Raw genomic sequence first — 13,638 nt, 5'->3', positions numbered from 1 at the left:
TTTGGGGTCCATTTCAGTTTTAGGCCCGCGATGGACAGCGTGGAGCGTGACATGATCACATTGGGCTCGCTCAATCGCCTTCGTGTTCGGAGTGGACCCATGGTCAAGCGCCCTTTCCTCCGGGTTTTAGCCCTCGCCGCCCTCTTCCTGAGCGTGACCGCTCCGGGGGCGTCGGCCGACGACAGGAATGCCGATCCGACCTCTCCGGGACCGGTTTACAAGACGGTCACCGATCGCAGCGGCCTGCTCTCGCTCCAGACCTTCGGCCGTCCCGACGGCAAGGACATGGTCTTCCGGATCTCGGGCAGCGTGTACGCCAACATCGAAGGCAACAGCCTCGACCCGGCGATGCGGCACGGCCAGAAGCTGTTCAACATCGAGGGCTACAACATCAGGCGCCTGTACCGGGTGCCGGACACGACGCAGCTCTACCAGCTCTCCCGCGAGATCGTCTTCTACACCGACCCCGCCGACCCCACGCGGATCCTGCGGGAATGGACGAACCCCGTCGACCGGAAGACCTATCCGGTCATCCCCATCAACAACGACACGGTGAATTTCGGCCCGTTCAACATCACCTCCTCCTACGTGGGCCCGCCGGTGCGTCAGCTGCATGATGAGAACGTGTGGACCAGTGACATCCCCGTGCGCGCGGACTTCGGCACCGCCCTCGGCGAGCGGTTCGGCCTGGTGGGCGGCGTGTACGCGGCCCAGGAGATGTTCGACTTCTCCGTGGACGAGCGCGAGGCGTCGGCCAGGACCGTCGCGGGCACCGTCCCCTCCGGGGCCATGAAGACGAAGATCAGCTGGGCGCGTACGAGCCCGTGGGCGCCGTTCATGTGCCTGGCCGAGAGCGACGTGCGCGGCCAGCTCACCTACCACGCCCGCAGCTGGTCGCTGAACTCCTACGGCGAGATCGAGCCGTGGCTGCGCGCCGAGGTCGAGGCGAACCACCCGCTCTTCACCTCCGCCCCCACCGCGCCCGGCGCCAGCGAGAACTCCTGGACCTCCTTCTACAACAAGCAGCTCGGCAAGGGCGCCACCACCTGGTCGTCCTGGTGCGCGGCCAACGGAAGCTCATGACCGCCTACACGGCCCTGGCCCTCCAGGTGGAGACCAGGGCCGTCAACGCCGCCGCCGACCCGAGGGCCGCCATCCGTGCCGCCATCGGGCGGATCGGCGAGCAGGTCGGCGGCAGCAAAGCCTGGCTCGGCCGCGACCTGCGGCTGGTGGTGCTGCCCGAATACGTGCTGACCGGCTTCCCGATGCGCGAGAGCTTCGCCGAGTGGCGCGACCGGGCCGCGCTCGACCCCGGCGGCCCGGAGTACGAGGCGCTGGCCGAGATCGCCGCCCGGCACGAGCTCTACCTGTGCGTGAACGCCTACGAACGTGACGAGCACTTCCCCGAGCTGTACTTCCAGGCGTCGGTCATCCTCTCCCCGCAGGGTGCGCCGGTCCTGCGGTACCGCAGGCTGCACTCGATGTTCACGCCGAGCCCGTACGACGTGTGGGAGCGCTACCTGGAGGTCTACGGCATCGACGGGGTGCTGCCGGTGGCCCGCACCGAGATCGGCAACCTGGCGGTGCTGGCCTCGGAGGAGATCCTCATGCCCGAGCTGGCCCGCGCGCTGGCCCTGCGCGGCGCCGAGGTCTTCTGCCACCCCACCTCCGAGGCCTCCTCGCCGGAGCCGACCCCGAAGGCAATCGCCCGCCGCGCCCGGGCCGCCGAGAACCTCGCCTACGTCGTCTCGGCCAACAGCGGCGGCCTGCGGGGCATCCCGATCCCCGGCGACTCCACCAACGGCGGCTCGGAGGTGCTCGACCACCAGGGGCGCGTGCTGGCCCGGGCGGGCGCGGGCGAGTCGCTGGTGGCCGCCGCCGAGCTGGACGTGGGCGCGCTGCGCCGGCTGCGGCGCCGGCCCGGCATGGGCAACCTGCTGAGCCGGGTGAAGACCGGGCTGTGGGCCGAGGAGTACGCCAGGCACGACGGCGAGCGGCCCGGCGGGCTGTCGCAGGGCGCGCGCGACCGCGCCTGGTTCGCCGCCAGGCAGGCCGAGGCGATCGAGCGCCTGTACGGCCCCGGCGACTAACCGGGCTGGGCGACGGGCTCGGCGACGACCATGGAGGCCACGTCCACCTTGGACTTCAGGTAGCCGAACTCGTACATCAGGTCGGCCACCCGCTGGATCCGCTTGGGGTTCAGGGAGGTCGGGAAGGTGCCCATCGCCATGGTCATCACCGCCTGCTTGGGTGTCTGGGTGTAGAGCGGGACGACTTCGGCCAGCTCGGCGCGGTTGGTGGCGGCCAGGCGCTGGGCCTTGGCGACCGCCCGCTGGAAGGCGGCGGTCGTCTTCGGGTGCCTGCTCACCCAGTCCGCCGTGCCCGCCCAGCCGTCGATCGGCAGCGCGTCGGTCGGGCCGGTGTTGGTGTCGAGCAGCAGCCGGGCGCCGGCCTGCTGGGCGGCCGACAGGAACGGCTCCACCATCCAGGCCGCGTCCACCTTCCCGCTCGTCAGCGCGCCCAGCTGCGCCTGGAAATCGATGGCGACGAACTTCACCTGTTTCGGCGCTACTTCATGCGCCTTCAAATGGGCGCTCATGGAGATGGTGCCCAGATTGTTCAGGGAGTTGACCGCGATCGTCTTACCCATGAGGTCTCTGGGGGTCTGCAGCGGGGAGTCCTTGCGTACGACGACGCCGGCGATGCCGGGCGCGCCCTGCAAAGTGTCTGAAAGGATCTTCAATTTGGCCGCGCCGCTGTCCTGGATGTTGATCAGGGAGACGTAGCTGCCCTTGAATATGTCGATGCTGCCGTTGAGGATCTTCGGCATGACCGCCTGCGGGGCCTGGATGATCTCCGTCTTGACGGTCAGGCCCTCGGCCTTGAAGAAGCCCTTGCGATCGGCGATGAACACCGGCGCCGAGGAGGGGGTGGGGCTGACGCCGATGGTCAGCGCGGTCTTCTCCAGGTCGCCCGGCACGCCCGTGCTCGCGGCGGGGCGGCTGCCGCCGCCGCACCCGGCGAGGGCGACGGCGGCCAGTAACGCCAGGATCGCGCGAAAAGCAGAACCGGATTCCATCGAGGGTTTCTCCTTGGAGAGTCCACGCAACCGAAAGGCCGCCGGTGATCGTACAGCAGGACTTGCGACAATTGCCATGAAATGTCATAAGTCATGACTCGTCGGATCATTACGGGTTGTCCAAAAGTGTCCTATTTCCGGCAGCCTTGGGCAGAGAGGAGGGATTCCAGGTCAATCAGCCATTCCAATGGAAGTCACGGTCTTTGTAAGGTTGGCCTACCTCGTCGGTGTGTGCTCAAATTGCTCTTCGTCTCAGGGCGCGCATCACGCGCCTCGCATGCCGGCGTGCGTTCAGGCGACAGAGTGGGGAGCCAGTGACGAAGCAACCGACCGCGCGCGGCCGTCGCCCCCGATTAACGCACCCTCACAGGCGGCAGAACCGAGGGCTGCGGCTGCGGGACTGGCGGGTGCGGGCCCGCCTCGTGGCCCTGATCCTCATCCCCACCGGGGTGGGCGTCGTGCTCGGCGCCCAGCAGGTGATCACCTCGTGGGCCGCGGCGGGCCAGTACCAGCGGGTCCTGGAGAAGGCCGGGCTCGGCGACACCGTCATCGAGCTGACCCACCAGCTCGCCCGCGAGCGCGACCTCGCGGTCTACTTCGTGGCCGCCGGCCGTTCGGCCGCGCGCGCGGAGCCGCTGCGCCGCCAGTTCGGCCCCGTGGACGAGGCGGTCGCCGCCGTCCGCGCGAAGGCCCAGGTGATCAGCCCCGACCACGGCGAGATCGCCTGGACCATCACCCAGCAGATGATCAGCCGCCTGCCGGAGATCCCCGCGACCCGCGGCATCGTGCAGTCGACCCAGCTGCCCGCGCTGCCCGCGCTGACCAAGTACTCCCAGATCATCAGCGCCTTCCAGCAGTTCCACGACCAGATCGCCCAGGGCGGCGACGAGGAGACCCTGGGCAACAGCGTCCGCGCGCTGGCGGCCCTGTCCAAGGCGCACGACGCCGCCTCGCAGCAGCGCGGCCTGCTCGCCGCGGTGGCCTCGGCGGGCCGCTTCCAGAGCGGCGAGCTCGAACGCTTCATGGCCGCGCGCGCCCAGCAGGAGAGCGAGATCGCCGTGTTCAGGTCGGTGGCCACGCTGGACCAGCTGCAGACCTACGACGACACCGTCACCGGCACGCTGGTGGACCGCGCCGAGGTGATCAGGCTGCGCGCGCTGGCCCAGGTCACCGAGGGCCGCCGGATCGACCTCGACCCGGAGCGCGAGGACGACGCCGAGCGCTGGTTCGAGGCGATCAGCGGCACCGTGGACGGCATGTGGACCGTCCAGCGGCGGCTCGGCGAGTCGATCAACGTGCAGAGCCGCACGCTGCAGGACTCCGCGCGCCGCGACGCCCTGCTGGCCGCCACCTACAGCCTCCTGCTGCTGCTCGCGGTGCTGATGGTCACCGCCATCATGGCCCAGTCGCTGGTCAGGCCACTGCGCCGGCTGCGCACCGAGGCCCTGCACATCGCCGGGGTACGCCTGCCCCAGACTGTGCGCTCGCTGCGCGACACCGGCGACGAGATCCCCATGGCCATCCCGCCCATCGGGGTCGACTCCCTGGACGAGGTCGGCGAGGTCGCGCGGGCCTTCGACGAGGTCCACCGCGAGGCCGTCCGGCTGGCCGGCGAGGAGTCCAGGCTGCGCGCCAACGTCAACGCCATGTTCGTCAGCCTGTCCAGGCGGAGCCAGACCCTGGTGCAGCGGCAGATCAAGCTCATCGACGGGCTGGAGCGGGGCGAGCAGGACGAGCAGCGGCTGTCCAGCCTGTTCACGCTCGACCACCTGGCCACGCGCATGCGGCGCAACAATGAGAACCTGCTGCTCCTGGCCGGTCAGGAGCCTCCCAGACGCTGGAACAAGCCGGTCAGCCTGGCCGACGTCGTACGCGCCTGCCTGTCGGAGGTGGAGAACTACGAGCGGGTCACCCCCCGGGTCGCCACCCGCAGCGCCGTCTCCGGGCAGGCCGTCAACGACATCATCCACCTGCTGGCCGAGCTGGTGGAGAACGCGCTGTCGTTCTCGCCCCAGACCACGCCCGTCGTCGTCACCGCCGCCGCGATCGAGGGCGGCGGCGTCGTGCTGTCCATCTCCGACAGCGGCATCGGCATGGTCCCCGACGAGCTCGCGCAGGCCAACGAGCGCCTGTCCCACGTGCCCACGGTGGACGTCTCGGTCTCGCGCCGCATGGGGCTGTTCGTGGTCGCCCGCCTGGCCCATCGCCACGGCATCCGGGTGCAGCTGAACCTCAACGACTCCAAGGGCCTGACCGCGACGGTGTTCCTGCCGGAGGCGCTGCTGCAGGCGCCCGCCCAGCAGACGGCGACGGCTGGGGCGACGGCTGGAGCGGCGGCCTCCTTCGGGCGGCCCTTCGAGATATCGGACTCCTGGGCCACCAATCCCCCGACCGTGGTCCCGCCGCCGCGGCCGTACTCGCCGTCCATGGAGCCGAGCGCGGCCAACTGGCCGTCGTTCGCCACCGATCCCGCGACCGACGAGCCCTCGAACGGCCGGTCGGCGCCCTCCATCTGGCCCGGCATGTTCGACACGCCCGGGGCCAGGGCGCGCTTCGACCTCCTGCGCGGCGGGCCTGGCCCGGTCCCGGGGAACCCGGCCTTCGGCGGCGCGGCGGGCCCCGTCGGGAGAGCCCCCGCGGACCCCCTGTCGATGGGGGTGAACATCGATCCCACGCCCGACGGCTACCTGCCGATCTTCGCGGCGGTGGAGTCGGCCTGGTTCAACCACGACACCTCCGACGGCGCCTGGAGCTCTCTCCAGGCCGACGCCGGATGGAGCGCGGCCGAGGCCGCCGCCAGCCCCGCCAACGACGGCACCACCGCCTCCGGCCTGCCCAAACGAGTGCCCAAGGCCAATCTGGTGCCCGGCAGCGCCGAGACCCCCTCGGTGCCCAAGGGCGTCGCCCCCATCCCGCAGATCTCCCCCGAGCAGGTCCGCGACCGCATGGCCAGCTACCAGCAGGGGTTCCGAACGGCCCGCGACGACATCTGCATGCGCAGCATCCCTCCTTTCGCTATCCCTCCTTTCGATGCAGGGAGCACGACCCGCGAGGAAGGCCCATGACCCGCACCGGCAATCTCGACTGGCTGATCACTGACTTCGCCCGGTCCGTTCCCGGCGTCGCCCACGCCGCGGTCGTCTCCTCCGACGGACTGCCCCTCGCCGTCTCGGCCGGCTTCCCCCCTGAACGCGCCGAGCAGCTGGCCGCCGTCGCCTCGGGGCTGGCCAGCCTGACGCAGGGCGCGGCCACCCTGTTCGAGGGCGGCCCGGTCATCCAGACCGCCATCGAGATGCAGCGCGGGCTCATGCTGAACGTGGCCATCCGCGACGGCTCCTGCCTGGCCGTGCTGGCCGCCCCCGACTGTGACATGGGCGTGGTGGCGTACCAGATGACGCTGCTGGCCGACCGCGCCGGGCAGGTGCTCACCCCGGCACTTCGCGCCCGGCAGACCTGGTGAGCGGGCATGACCGACCCGCCCTGGGGTGGCGGCTGGCGGCCGCCGCCCGACCCCGACGAGCAGGACCAGGATTCGCCGGTCCGGCCCTACGCCGTCACCGGCGGGCGCACCGCGCCGCGCATCAAGCTGGCGATGGAGGCCCTGGTGTGCTCCGCCGACGCCCCGCCGCACACCTTCGCCCTGATCACGCCCGAGTACGCCACCATCAGCGAGCTGTGCCGGCAGGTGCGCTCGGTGGCCGAGGTGGCCGCGGTGCTGCAGATCCCGCTCGGGGTCGCCCGCGTGCTGATCGCCGACATGGCGGCTGAAGGGCTGCTGCACCTGTACCACCCGCGCCTGCCCGGCGGACGGCCGGACGCCGGCCTGCTGGAACGCGTGCTCAGCGGACTGCAGCGGCTCTGAGCCCGGCCCCTCAGCGGGCAGGCGGGACGAACTCCGGCTGGTCGATCACGCGCAGCCAGCTCCCGTCCGGCTGGCGGCGTACGACCTGCGCCCGCGCGCCGGCCCCGTCCTTCGGCGGGGTGGAGGTGAGCGCGATGTCACCGTGGATCAGGGTCGGCAGCGGCTGCTCGGGCTCGAAGCGCGGCCGCCCGGCCAGCACCTTCTCCCACAGCTCCCGGATCGCCTCCCGGCCCACCGTCTGGCTGCCGGGCGGGTAGGCCAGCACGGCGTCCTCCTCGTAAAGCGCCGCCACCCCGGCCGCGTCACCGGCGTTGGACCGCTCGACGAACAGGCGGGTGATGTCCTCCGGCCGCATGGCCTTCTCGTGTTCCGTCATGGCTCCCAGCCTGCCCGGCCACCCCATCAGAAGTCCAACAGATGGTTCTGATGGAAGCTAGAATTTCCAGTTATGGAACTGAGGCAGCTGGAGTACTTCGTGGCGGTCGCCGAGGAGCAGAACTTCACCCGTGCCGCCGAGCGGGTGCACATCAGCCAGTCCGGCGTCAGCGCTCAGATCCGCCAGCTTGAGCGCGAGCTCGGCGCCGAGCTGTTCGACCGGTCGGGCCGCACCGCCACGCTGACCGTCGCGGGCCGGGCGGCGCTCGAGCACGCCCGGGCCGCGCTCGCGGCGGCGGGGGCGGTCGGCGAGGCGGTGGGCGAGGTGACCGACCTGATCCGGGGGCGGCTCACGGTCGGGATGGTGATCGGCTGCACGGTCACGCCGCTGTTCGACGCGCTGGCCGCCTTCCACCGGGCGCACCCCGGCGTGGAGCTCGTGCTGCTGGAGGACAACTCCGACCGGCTCATCGACGGGGTCCGCGCAGGCACGATCGACCTGGCCCTCGTCGGTACGGCCACCGACGCCCTCGAAGGGCTGGAGGCGCTCACGATCATCAGCGAGCGCCTCGTCGTGACCGTCCCGCCCGACCATCCCCTGGCCGAGCTGCCCCAGGTCGGCCTGCGCGAGCTGGAGGCGTACCCGATCGCGTGCATGCCGCCGGGCACGGGGCTGCGCGCGGTGTTCGACCAGGCCTGCGCCGCGCAGGGCCGCAGGCCCGCGATCGCCCTGCAGGCCAGCGCCGCCGACGCCATCGCCGACCTCGCCGCCCGCGGCGTCGCCGTCGGCATCCTCAGCGACTCCATGGCCGCCCGCCACCGCGACCGGCTCGTCGCCCGCACCATCTCCGACGCCGCGGAGCCCGCTCTGCTGGCGCTGGTCTGGCGCACCGGTCACGGCCCGGCCGTACGGGAGCTCCTCGCCCGCGGCCGGCAGGCTTTCGCGGTCAGCGGTTGAGGCCGTCGAAGAGGCGCAGGGCGCCCTTGACGCCTTCCGGGGAGAAGAGAGCCTCCAGGCCGTCGACGGTGAAGCGGGCCCAGCGCGCCGCGCGGGGGAACATGACGCTCTCGTAAGCGCGGACAGCCGCGTCCACGTCGGGCCCGGTGGTCAGCGCAGCGGCCAGGGCGTCGGCCGGCTCGGCGCCGTCGAGCATGGCGAGGTTGGCGCCCACGCCCAGCGGCGGCATCAGGTGGGCCGCGTCGCCCAGCAGCGTGACGCCCGGAGTGTGGGTCCAGGAGTGGCCGACCGGCTCCTCGAAACCGGTCTCGACGAAGGTGACGCCGGTGCAGGCGGGTCGCGCCTCCGACACGCTCGGGCGTACCCGGGACCAGGCGCCGTCGGCGCCCACGACGAGATCGAACTCCTCACTGGAGCCGTCGCCGAAGCGCACGCTCCGCCCGGCGACATCCTCGACGCCGTGGCCCCAGCGGATGGTGCCGTCGGCGAGCGAGTCGATGAACAGGCCGCGCAACTGCCCCCGGTCGATCTCCGGCATGCTCTCGTCGCCGTCGGCGGGCTGCTCGTGGTGATGCAGGGTCCCGTGCTCGTCGAGGGTGCGCCGTTCCTGCCCCTCCGGCCGGGCCAGCGCGCGGAACTGTCATGAGACGAGCCCATTGATACAGCGCATTGGTCAATACACTGTATCAACAGAAGGCGGTGTACTCTCATTCCCCAGGAGGTGAGCCCATGCTCGTCTGGGAGCGGCCCGAGCCGCCGAGCAGGCCCACGCCGAGCCCGCTGAGCAGGGAGCGGATCGTGCGCGCGGCCATCGACCTCGCCGACCGCGAGGGACTCGACGCGGTGTCGCTGCGCAAGGTCAGCGCCGCGCTCGACGCGGGCCCGATGCGCCTGTACGGCTACCTGTCCACCAAGGAAGAGCTGCTGGACCTCATGGTGGACGAGGTGTACGGCGAGATCGTCCCGCCGGAGCCGGCCGGCGACGACTGGCGGGCGGCGCTGAAGGATCTCGCCCAGCGCACCAGGCAGGCCGCGCTGCGCCACGAGTGGTTCGCCGACCTGCTGGGCGGGCGGCCGCACCTGGGGCCCAACGCGATGGCCTTCCGCGAGGCCTCGCTGGCGGCACTGGCGGACACGCCGGTCGCCACGATGCTGCGGGTCGTCGGCACCGTGAACGCGTACGTGATGGGTGCGGTCAGGTGGGAGATCACCGAGCTGCGGGCCGAGCGCGCCTCCGGCCTGGACGAACAGGAGTGGCGGCGCACCGTCGGCCCCTACCTCACCCGGATGCTGGCCACCGGCCGCTACCCGGCGACGGCCAGGATGATCGCGGGCGAGGACGTCCAGCCCGACTTCGACGAAGGTCTCGACTGGGTGCTCGACGGGGTCGCCCCGCGCGTCACCGGCGGGTCATGAGGCGCATCGCCTGCCGTACGACCTCCGCCTGCGCGGGGGCGAGCCCGTCGAGGAACGGCTCCACCGCCCCCGGATCCCAGTCGGGCGGGCCGGAGCCGGCCAGCAGGTGCCCCGCGCTGTAGTCGGCCAGCGACTCCGCCAGCGGCCCCACCCGGGGATCGTCCGGCGCGGCGTCGGCCAGCGCGTCGAGCCGGCGGTAGAAGTCGTGGCCGCGCGCCGTCGCCTCAGGATCGGCCGCCAGTGTGTCGAACATCGCGAACGCCTGCTTCCGCTCGCCGCGCGCCGCCATGCTGTCCATCAGCACCAGCAGCTCCCGGTCCCAGGCCGCGGCCTTCGACGCCGGCAGCTCCACCGTGCGCAGGAACGCCAGCAGCTCGGGCGAGGAGGTGTCGTCGGGGCCGAGCGACCCGGCCTCAGCCTGCTTGAGCACCTCGGCCAGCCGCCGGCGGCGCTGCTGGATCTCGTGCTCCTGCCGGGCCAGGTCCGCGTCGATCTCGGCGAGGATGTCGGGCAGCTCGCGGGAGCGGTCGTCCGCGATGACGTCGCGGGCCTCCTCCAGGCTCAGCCCGAGCTCCACCAGGCGCCGCACGCGGGCCAGGGCGATGGCGTCGCGCATGCCGTATTCGCGGTAGCCGTTGGCCAGGCGCGCGGGCTCCGGCAGGATGCCTTGCTGGTGGTAGTAGCGCACGGTCCGGGTGGACACCCCGAGCAGCGCGGCAAGCTCTCCGATCCGCATGCTCCACCATAAATCAATGGCATCGGCCGCCGCACACCCGCTACTGTCAGGTTTGTCGGAAGAACGAAAGGAAAGGCCCGCCATGCGATTCGCAGCCGAACGCCACTATTGCCGGGGCGCGGCGTGCGGCGGCGCGCTCGTGCTAGCCGGGCGGGCTTCTGGATAATCCCTCTCAAGGATCCTCCAGAGGCCGCCGGGCACGCATCCGGGCGGCCTTTCTCTTTGGGCTGATGGTGAAAAGGCATCACACCTGCCCTGCAAGCAGGAGTTCAGGTTTCGAGATCCTGTCGGTCCACGAAAGTACTGGCACGTCCGTAGCCCAATGGCAGAGGCACCGGTCTAAGGAACCGGACGGTGCGGGTTCGAATCCCGCCGGACGTACGTAAGGACAAGGCCCCGTTGGTCCAGCGGTCAGGACGCCCGGCCTTCACCCGGGAAATCGCCGGTTCGAGTCCGGTACGGGGTACGGAGTTTTGATTTACATAGCCCTATAGCTCAATGGAGAGAGCGCCGGCCTACGAAGCCGGGTCTGTTGCAGGTTCGAATCCTGCTGGGGCTGCAGAACGGCCTGTAGCTCAGGTGGTCAGAGCGCCGGTCCTACAAACCGGGCGTCGCAGGTTCGACTCCTGCCAGGCCGACCGAACACGGCTTGACATCCGCCGTGGATCAACGTGTAATGGCCGTCGCGTCGCGTGACGCCGGCCGTTTGCACGGCGGCGGCATGGAGGCGCCGTACCGAAGGGGATGAGGCCGATGACTTCTCACATCGCTGGGCGTGCCTGAACGCAGCTGACCCGAGCACGTCGTTTCGGCGTGCCGTTCCGGGTTTCCCAGGTCATCGACTGAAACCATCTCTCTTCGGAGTGCCAACACGCATGCCCATTGACTTCAACCAGCAGATCATCGACGAATTCCGGGCCAACCGCGGCCAGGTCGGCGGCATGTTCGAGGGAGCCAGGCTGCTCCTTCTGACGACCGTCGGAGCGCGCACGGGCGCGCGTCACACCACGCCGCTCGGCTACCTGCCCGACGGCGAGCGCACCCTGATCATCGCCTCGGCCGGCGGCGCGCCGCGACACCCGGCCTGGTACCACAACCTCGTCGCCAACCCTCAGGTCACCGTGGAGGACGGCGTCTTCACCTATCAGGCGAAGGCGGTCGTGCTGGAGGGCGAGGAACGCGATCGGATGTTCGCCCGAGCCGTGGAGGCCGACCCCGGCTGGGGCCGCTATCAGGAGAACGCGGGCCGGGTGCTGCCCGTGGTCGCGCTGCTGCCCGGTTTCGACGGGCCGCCCGCGGGCCGCCTGGGCGACGTGCTCAAGCAGGTGCACGACGCCTTCCGCAGGGAGCTGGCCCGCATCCGCACCGAGGTCGCCCGCTCGGGCCCGCGCGTGGTCGCGCAGTTGCGCGTCAACTGCCTGACCATGTGCCACAACCTGCACGAGCACCACACGCGCGAGGACGGCTTCATCTTCCCCGCGATGGAGGGGCGCTACCCGGAGCTGGCGCCCGCGATGGCCCGGCTGCGGGCCGAGCACGAGGCCGTCCAGCGGCTCCTCCAGCAGCTCCAGACGCTCCTCGCCGACGACGGCCTCTCCCCCGGCACGTTGCTGGCGGAGGTCGAGCGGCTCACGCGGGAGGTCGAGGCCCACCTCGACTACGAGGAGGAGCACCTCGTACCGCTGCTGAACGGCTGATCCCGCCCGGCAGGTGGCGTGGCCTACACCCGCTCGGGCCCCGCCACCTGCTCGGCCACCCGTCCGATGCGGGCCAGCCGGGCCAGGGCGGGACGCGACAGCACCTCCTCGATGTCGTGCAGCGCGACGATCAGCTCCTCGACCCCGTCGATCGGTGACTCCCGCTCCCTGTTCAGGAGAATCCCCCGGTAGTCCTCGGGCTGGACGGCCCCGCCGGGAAGCTCGACGCCCCCGTCCTCCACCCGGAACAGGGCCGGGATGGACGTGTCCAGCGCCAGGGCGAGGCCGGTCAGCTCCATGGCGGTGAAGGAGCGCTGGCCGCGCTCGGCCTGGTGGACGGCCTGCCGGCTCCACGGCCTGTCGAGGTAGCGGCCCAGCGCCTCGCCCAGCTCGGTGAGCGACAGCTGCCGCTCCGCCCGCAATCGTGCGATCTGCAGCCCGATGGCCTCTTCGACCCGCATTCGTCCCCCTGTCATCGTGGGCAATGACGCTGATATGTCCGCGTTGACACCAGCGGTTCGATGGAGCTACTGTAGCGATACAGATTTACATGTCAATTTCTGCGATGACAAGCGAGTCGCGATGCGTGATTTTCATTTAGAGGTGATCGGGCCGGTCGGCGACTGCGCCGTGCTCAGGATCGCGGGCGAGATCGACGTGGAGACCGCGCCGGAGCTGCGCGCGCGGCTGGTGGAGCTGGCCGGCAAGGGCGTCCGTCACGTCATCACCGACCTGCGCGGGGTCGGGTTCCTCGACTCGACCGGCCTCGGCGTCCTGATCGGCGGCCTCAAGCGGCAGCGCACCCAGGGCGGTTCCCTCACCCTGGTCACCGACACGGAGCGGATCCTGCGCGTCTTCCGCATCACCGGGCTCGTCACCGTGCTCCCCCCGCACCCTTCCGTGCCCGAGGCGATCACCGCGGATCCGCACTGGCGGGAGGCGGTCGAGAGCCGGGCGGAGAGCGTCGAGGAGTGGTGCCGCCGGCAGGGCCTCGCCGACTGAGCCCGCCCCGACCGAGATTCGATAGGTTCTCGGCGTGGACGAGACCTCGCGCGACGACCTCGATGTGGACGCCTTCACCACGGCGATCGAGCAGTTCAACCGCTTCTACATCCGGCTCCCGGTGCTGGAGAAGCTGCCGTTCACGACGCTGTCGGTCCTGGACACCCTCGCGTTCAGCGAGGGTCCGATGCGGCTGACCGACCTGACCAGGACCGAACAGGTCAGCCAGCCCGGCATCACCCAGCTCGTCACCCGGCTGGAGCGTGACGGGCTGGTGGAGCGCCGCCCCGACCCGAGCGACGGCCGCGCCGTGCTCGTCCACATCACCGAGGCCGGCCGCCGGATCGGCCGCTCCCGCCACGACGACCGCTCCCGCCACCTGGCCCCGCTCATCGCCCGGCTCACCCCCGAGCAGCGCCAGGCGATCGCCGCCGCCCTCCCCGCCCTGACCCGCCTCGCCGAGCTCGGCCACGATCGCCCCTGATCACGCCGCGGGGTCAGCCCCCTGCCCAG

General features: G+C 71.0%; 14 protein-coding genes, 5 tRNA genes and 1 pseudogene. 15 read left to right on the top strand and 5 right to left on the bottom strand.

Annotated features, from left to right (window positions below; all coding sequences use genetic code 11):
• Window positions 1-99: 99 nt before the first annotated feature.
• Complete coding sequence (locus tag ACIBQ1_RS51205) at window positions 100-1,083, top strand: DUF1838 family protein (protein ID WP_397289435.1); 984 nt, start codon at window positions 100-102, stop codon at window positions 1,081-1,083.
• Window positions 1,080-2,090: a nitrilase-related carbon-nitrogen hydrolase gene (locus tag ACIBQ1_RS51200; RefSeq protein WP_397289433.1), complete on the top strand. Its 1,011-nt coding sequence runs from the start codon at window positions 1,080-1,082 to the stop codon at window positions 2,088-2,090. Before ACIBQ1_RS51205 ends, ACIBQ1_RS51200 begins: the two co-directional genes overlap by 4 nt.
• On the opposite strand, the gene ACIBQ1_RS51195 is transcribed toward ACIBQ1_RS51200, so the two are convergent.
• Window positions 2,087-3,079 carry an ABC transporter substrate-binding protein gene (locus ACIBQ1_RS51195; protein WP_397289431.1) on the bottom strand — a complete coding sequence of 331 codons (993 nt, stop codon included), beginning with the start codon at window positions 3,077-3,079 and terminating at the stop codon, window positions 2,087-2,089. The genes ACIBQ1_RS51200 and ACIBQ1_RS51195 overlap by 4 nt on opposite strands.
• Window positions 3,080-3,486: 407 nt before the next feature.
• On the opposite strand from ACIBQ1_RS51195, the gene ACIBQ1_RS51190 reads away from it, so the two are divergent.
• Genes ACIBQ1_RS51190 through ACIBQ1_RS51180 form a run of 3 tightly spaced genes read left to right on the top strand, consistent with a single transcriptional unit; the run spans window position 3,487 to window position 6,941 of the window.
• Complete coding sequence (locus ACIBQ1_RS51190; RefSeq protein ID WP_397289429.1) at window positions 3,487-6,144, top strand: nitrate- and nitrite sensing domain-containing protein; 2,658 nt, start codon at window positions 3,487-3,489, stop codon at window positions 6,142-6,144.
• Window positions 6,141-6,539 carry a roadblock/LC7 domain-containing protein gene (locus tag ACIBQ1_RS51185; RefSeq protein ID WP_397289427.1) on the top strand — a complete coding sequence of 133 codons (399 nt, stop codon included), beginning with the start codon at window positions 6,141-6,143 and terminating at the stop codon, window positions 6,537-6,539. The genes ACIBQ1_RS51190 and ACIBQ1_RS51185 overlap by 4 nt, the downstream gene beginning before the upstream one ends.
• 6 nt (window positions 6,540-6,545) lie before the next feature.
• Window positions 6,546-6,941 carry a DUF742 domain-containing protein gene (locus tag ACIBQ1_RS51180; RefSeq protein ID WP_397289426.1) on the top strand — a complete coding sequence of 132 codons (396 nt, stop codon included), beginning with the start codon at window positions 6,546-6,548 and terminating at the stop codon, window positions 6,939-6,941.
• A 10-nt stretch (window positions 6,942-6,951) separates the two neighbouring features.
• Here ACIBQ1_RS51180 and ACIBQ1_RS51175 read toward each other — a convergent pair whose 3' ends face one another.
• Window positions 6,952-7,317 (bottom strand): YybH family protein, encoded by a 366-nt coding sequence (locus ACIBQ1_RS51175; RefSeq protein WP_397289424.1) that lies wholly within the window; start codon window positions 7,315-7,317, stop codon window positions 6,952-6,954.
• 72 nt (window positions 7,318-7,389) lie between these two features.
• Between ACIBQ1_RS51175 and ACIBQ1_RS51170 the strand changes: the two genes are divergently transcribed.
• Window positions 7,390-8,274, top strand: a complete 885-nt coding sequence (locus ACIBQ1_RS51170; RefSeq protein WP_397289422.1) for a LysR family transcriptional regulator — start codon at window positions 7,390-7,392, stop codon at window positions 8,272-8,274.
• Here the strand turns inward: ACIBQ1_RS51170 and ACIBQ1_RS51165 are convergent.
• A complete protein-coding gene (locus ACIBQ1_RS51165; protein ID WP_397289420.1) occupies window positions 8,264-8,812 on the bottom strand; it encodes an FAD-dependent oxidoreductase in 549 nt (182 codons plus the stop codon). The two genes, ACIBQ1_RS51170 and ACIBQ1_RS51165, sit on opposite strands and share 11 nt — an antisense overlap.
• A gap of 191 nt (window positions 8,813-9,003) precedes the next feature.
• Here ACIBQ1_RS51165 and ACIBQ1_RS51160 point away from each other — a divergent pair, with 191 nt between their 5' ends.
• Entirely contained in the window at window positions 9,004-9,690 is a 687-nt protein-coding gene (locus ACIBQ1_RS51160) for a TetR/AcrR family transcriptional regulator (RefSeq protein ID WP_397289418.1), read from the top strand.
• Here ACIBQ1_RS51160 and ACIBQ1_RS51155 read toward each other — a convergent pair.
• Window positions 9,674-10,426, bottom strand: coding sequence for a MerR family transcriptional regulator (locus ACIBQ1_RS51155; protein WP_397289416.1), 753 nt, complete (start codon window positions 10,424-10,426; stop codon window positions 9,674-9,676). The genes ACIBQ1_RS51160 and ACIBQ1_RS51155 overlap by 17 nt on opposite strands.
• 224 nt (window positions 10,427-10,650) lie before the next feature.
• On the opposite strand from ACIBQ1_RS51155, the gene ACIBQ1_RS51150 reads away from it, so the two are divergent.
• The 6 genes from ACIBQ1_RS51150 (at window position 10,651) to ACIBQ1_RS51125 (ending at window position 12,123) form a co-directional block, all read left to right on the top strand.
• Window positions 10,651-10,721: transfer RNA gene (locus tag ACIBQ1_RS51150), tRNA-Ala, on the top strand.
• A 13-nt stretch (window positions 10,722-10,734) separates the two neighbouring features.
• Window positions 10,735-10,807, top strand: a tRNA-Leu gene (locus ACIBQ1_RS51145).
• A gap of 12 nt (window positions 10,808-10,819) precedes the next feature.
• Window positions 10,820-10,892 (top strand) — tRNA-Glu (locus tag ACIBQ1_RS51140).
• Window positions 10,893-10,910: 18 nt separating this feature from the next.
• Window positions 10,911-10,985: transfer RNA gene (locus tag ACIBQ1_RS51135), tRNA-Arg, on the top strand.
• Window positions 10,986-10,990: 5 nt separating this feature from the next.
• Window positions 10,991-11,064 (top strand) — tRNA-Val (locus ACIBQ1_RS51130).
• A 237-nt stretch (window positions 11,065-11,301) separates the two neighbouring features.
• A complete protein-coding gene (locus ACIBQ1_RS51125; RefSeq protein WP_397289413.1) occupies window positions 11,302-12,123 on the top strand; it encodes a nitroreductase/quinone reductase family protein in 822 nt (273 codons plus the stop codon).
• A gap of 23 nt (window positions 12,124-12,146) precedes the next feature.
• On the opposite strand, the gene ACIBQ1_RS51120 is transcribed toward ACIBQ1_RS51125, so the two are convergent.
• Window positions 12,147-12,584 carry a helix-turn-helix domain-containing protein gene (locus tag ACIBQ1_RS51120; protein WP_397289411.1) on the bottom strand — a complete coding sequence of 146 codons (438 nt, stop codon included), beginning with the start codon at window positions 12,582-12,584 and terminating at the stop codon, window positions 12,147-12,149.
• A gap of 121 nt (window positions 12,585-12,705) precedes the next feature.
• Between ACIBQ1_RS51120 and ACIBQ1_RS51115 the strand changes: the two are divergent.
• A pseudogene (locus tag ACIBQ1_RS51115) lies at window positions 12,706-13,044 on the top strand (STAS domain-containing protein); the annotation flags it as partial.
• Between the two features lie 115 nt (window positions 13,045-13,159).
• Entirely contained in the window at window positions 13,160-13,609 is a 450-nt protein-coding gene (locus ACIBQ1_RS51110; RefSeq protein WP_397289409.1) for a MarR family winged helix-turn-helix transcriptional regulator, read from the top strand.
• Window positions 13,610-13,638 lie beyond the last annotated feature (29 nt).

This window comes from Nonomuraea sp. NPDC050153 (assembly GCF_044460125.1).
GTDB lineage: Bacteria > Actinomycetota > Actinomycetes > Streptosporangiales > Streptosporangiaceae > Nonomuraea.
This window is presented reverse-complemented; position numbering and strand designations above follow the sequence as displayed.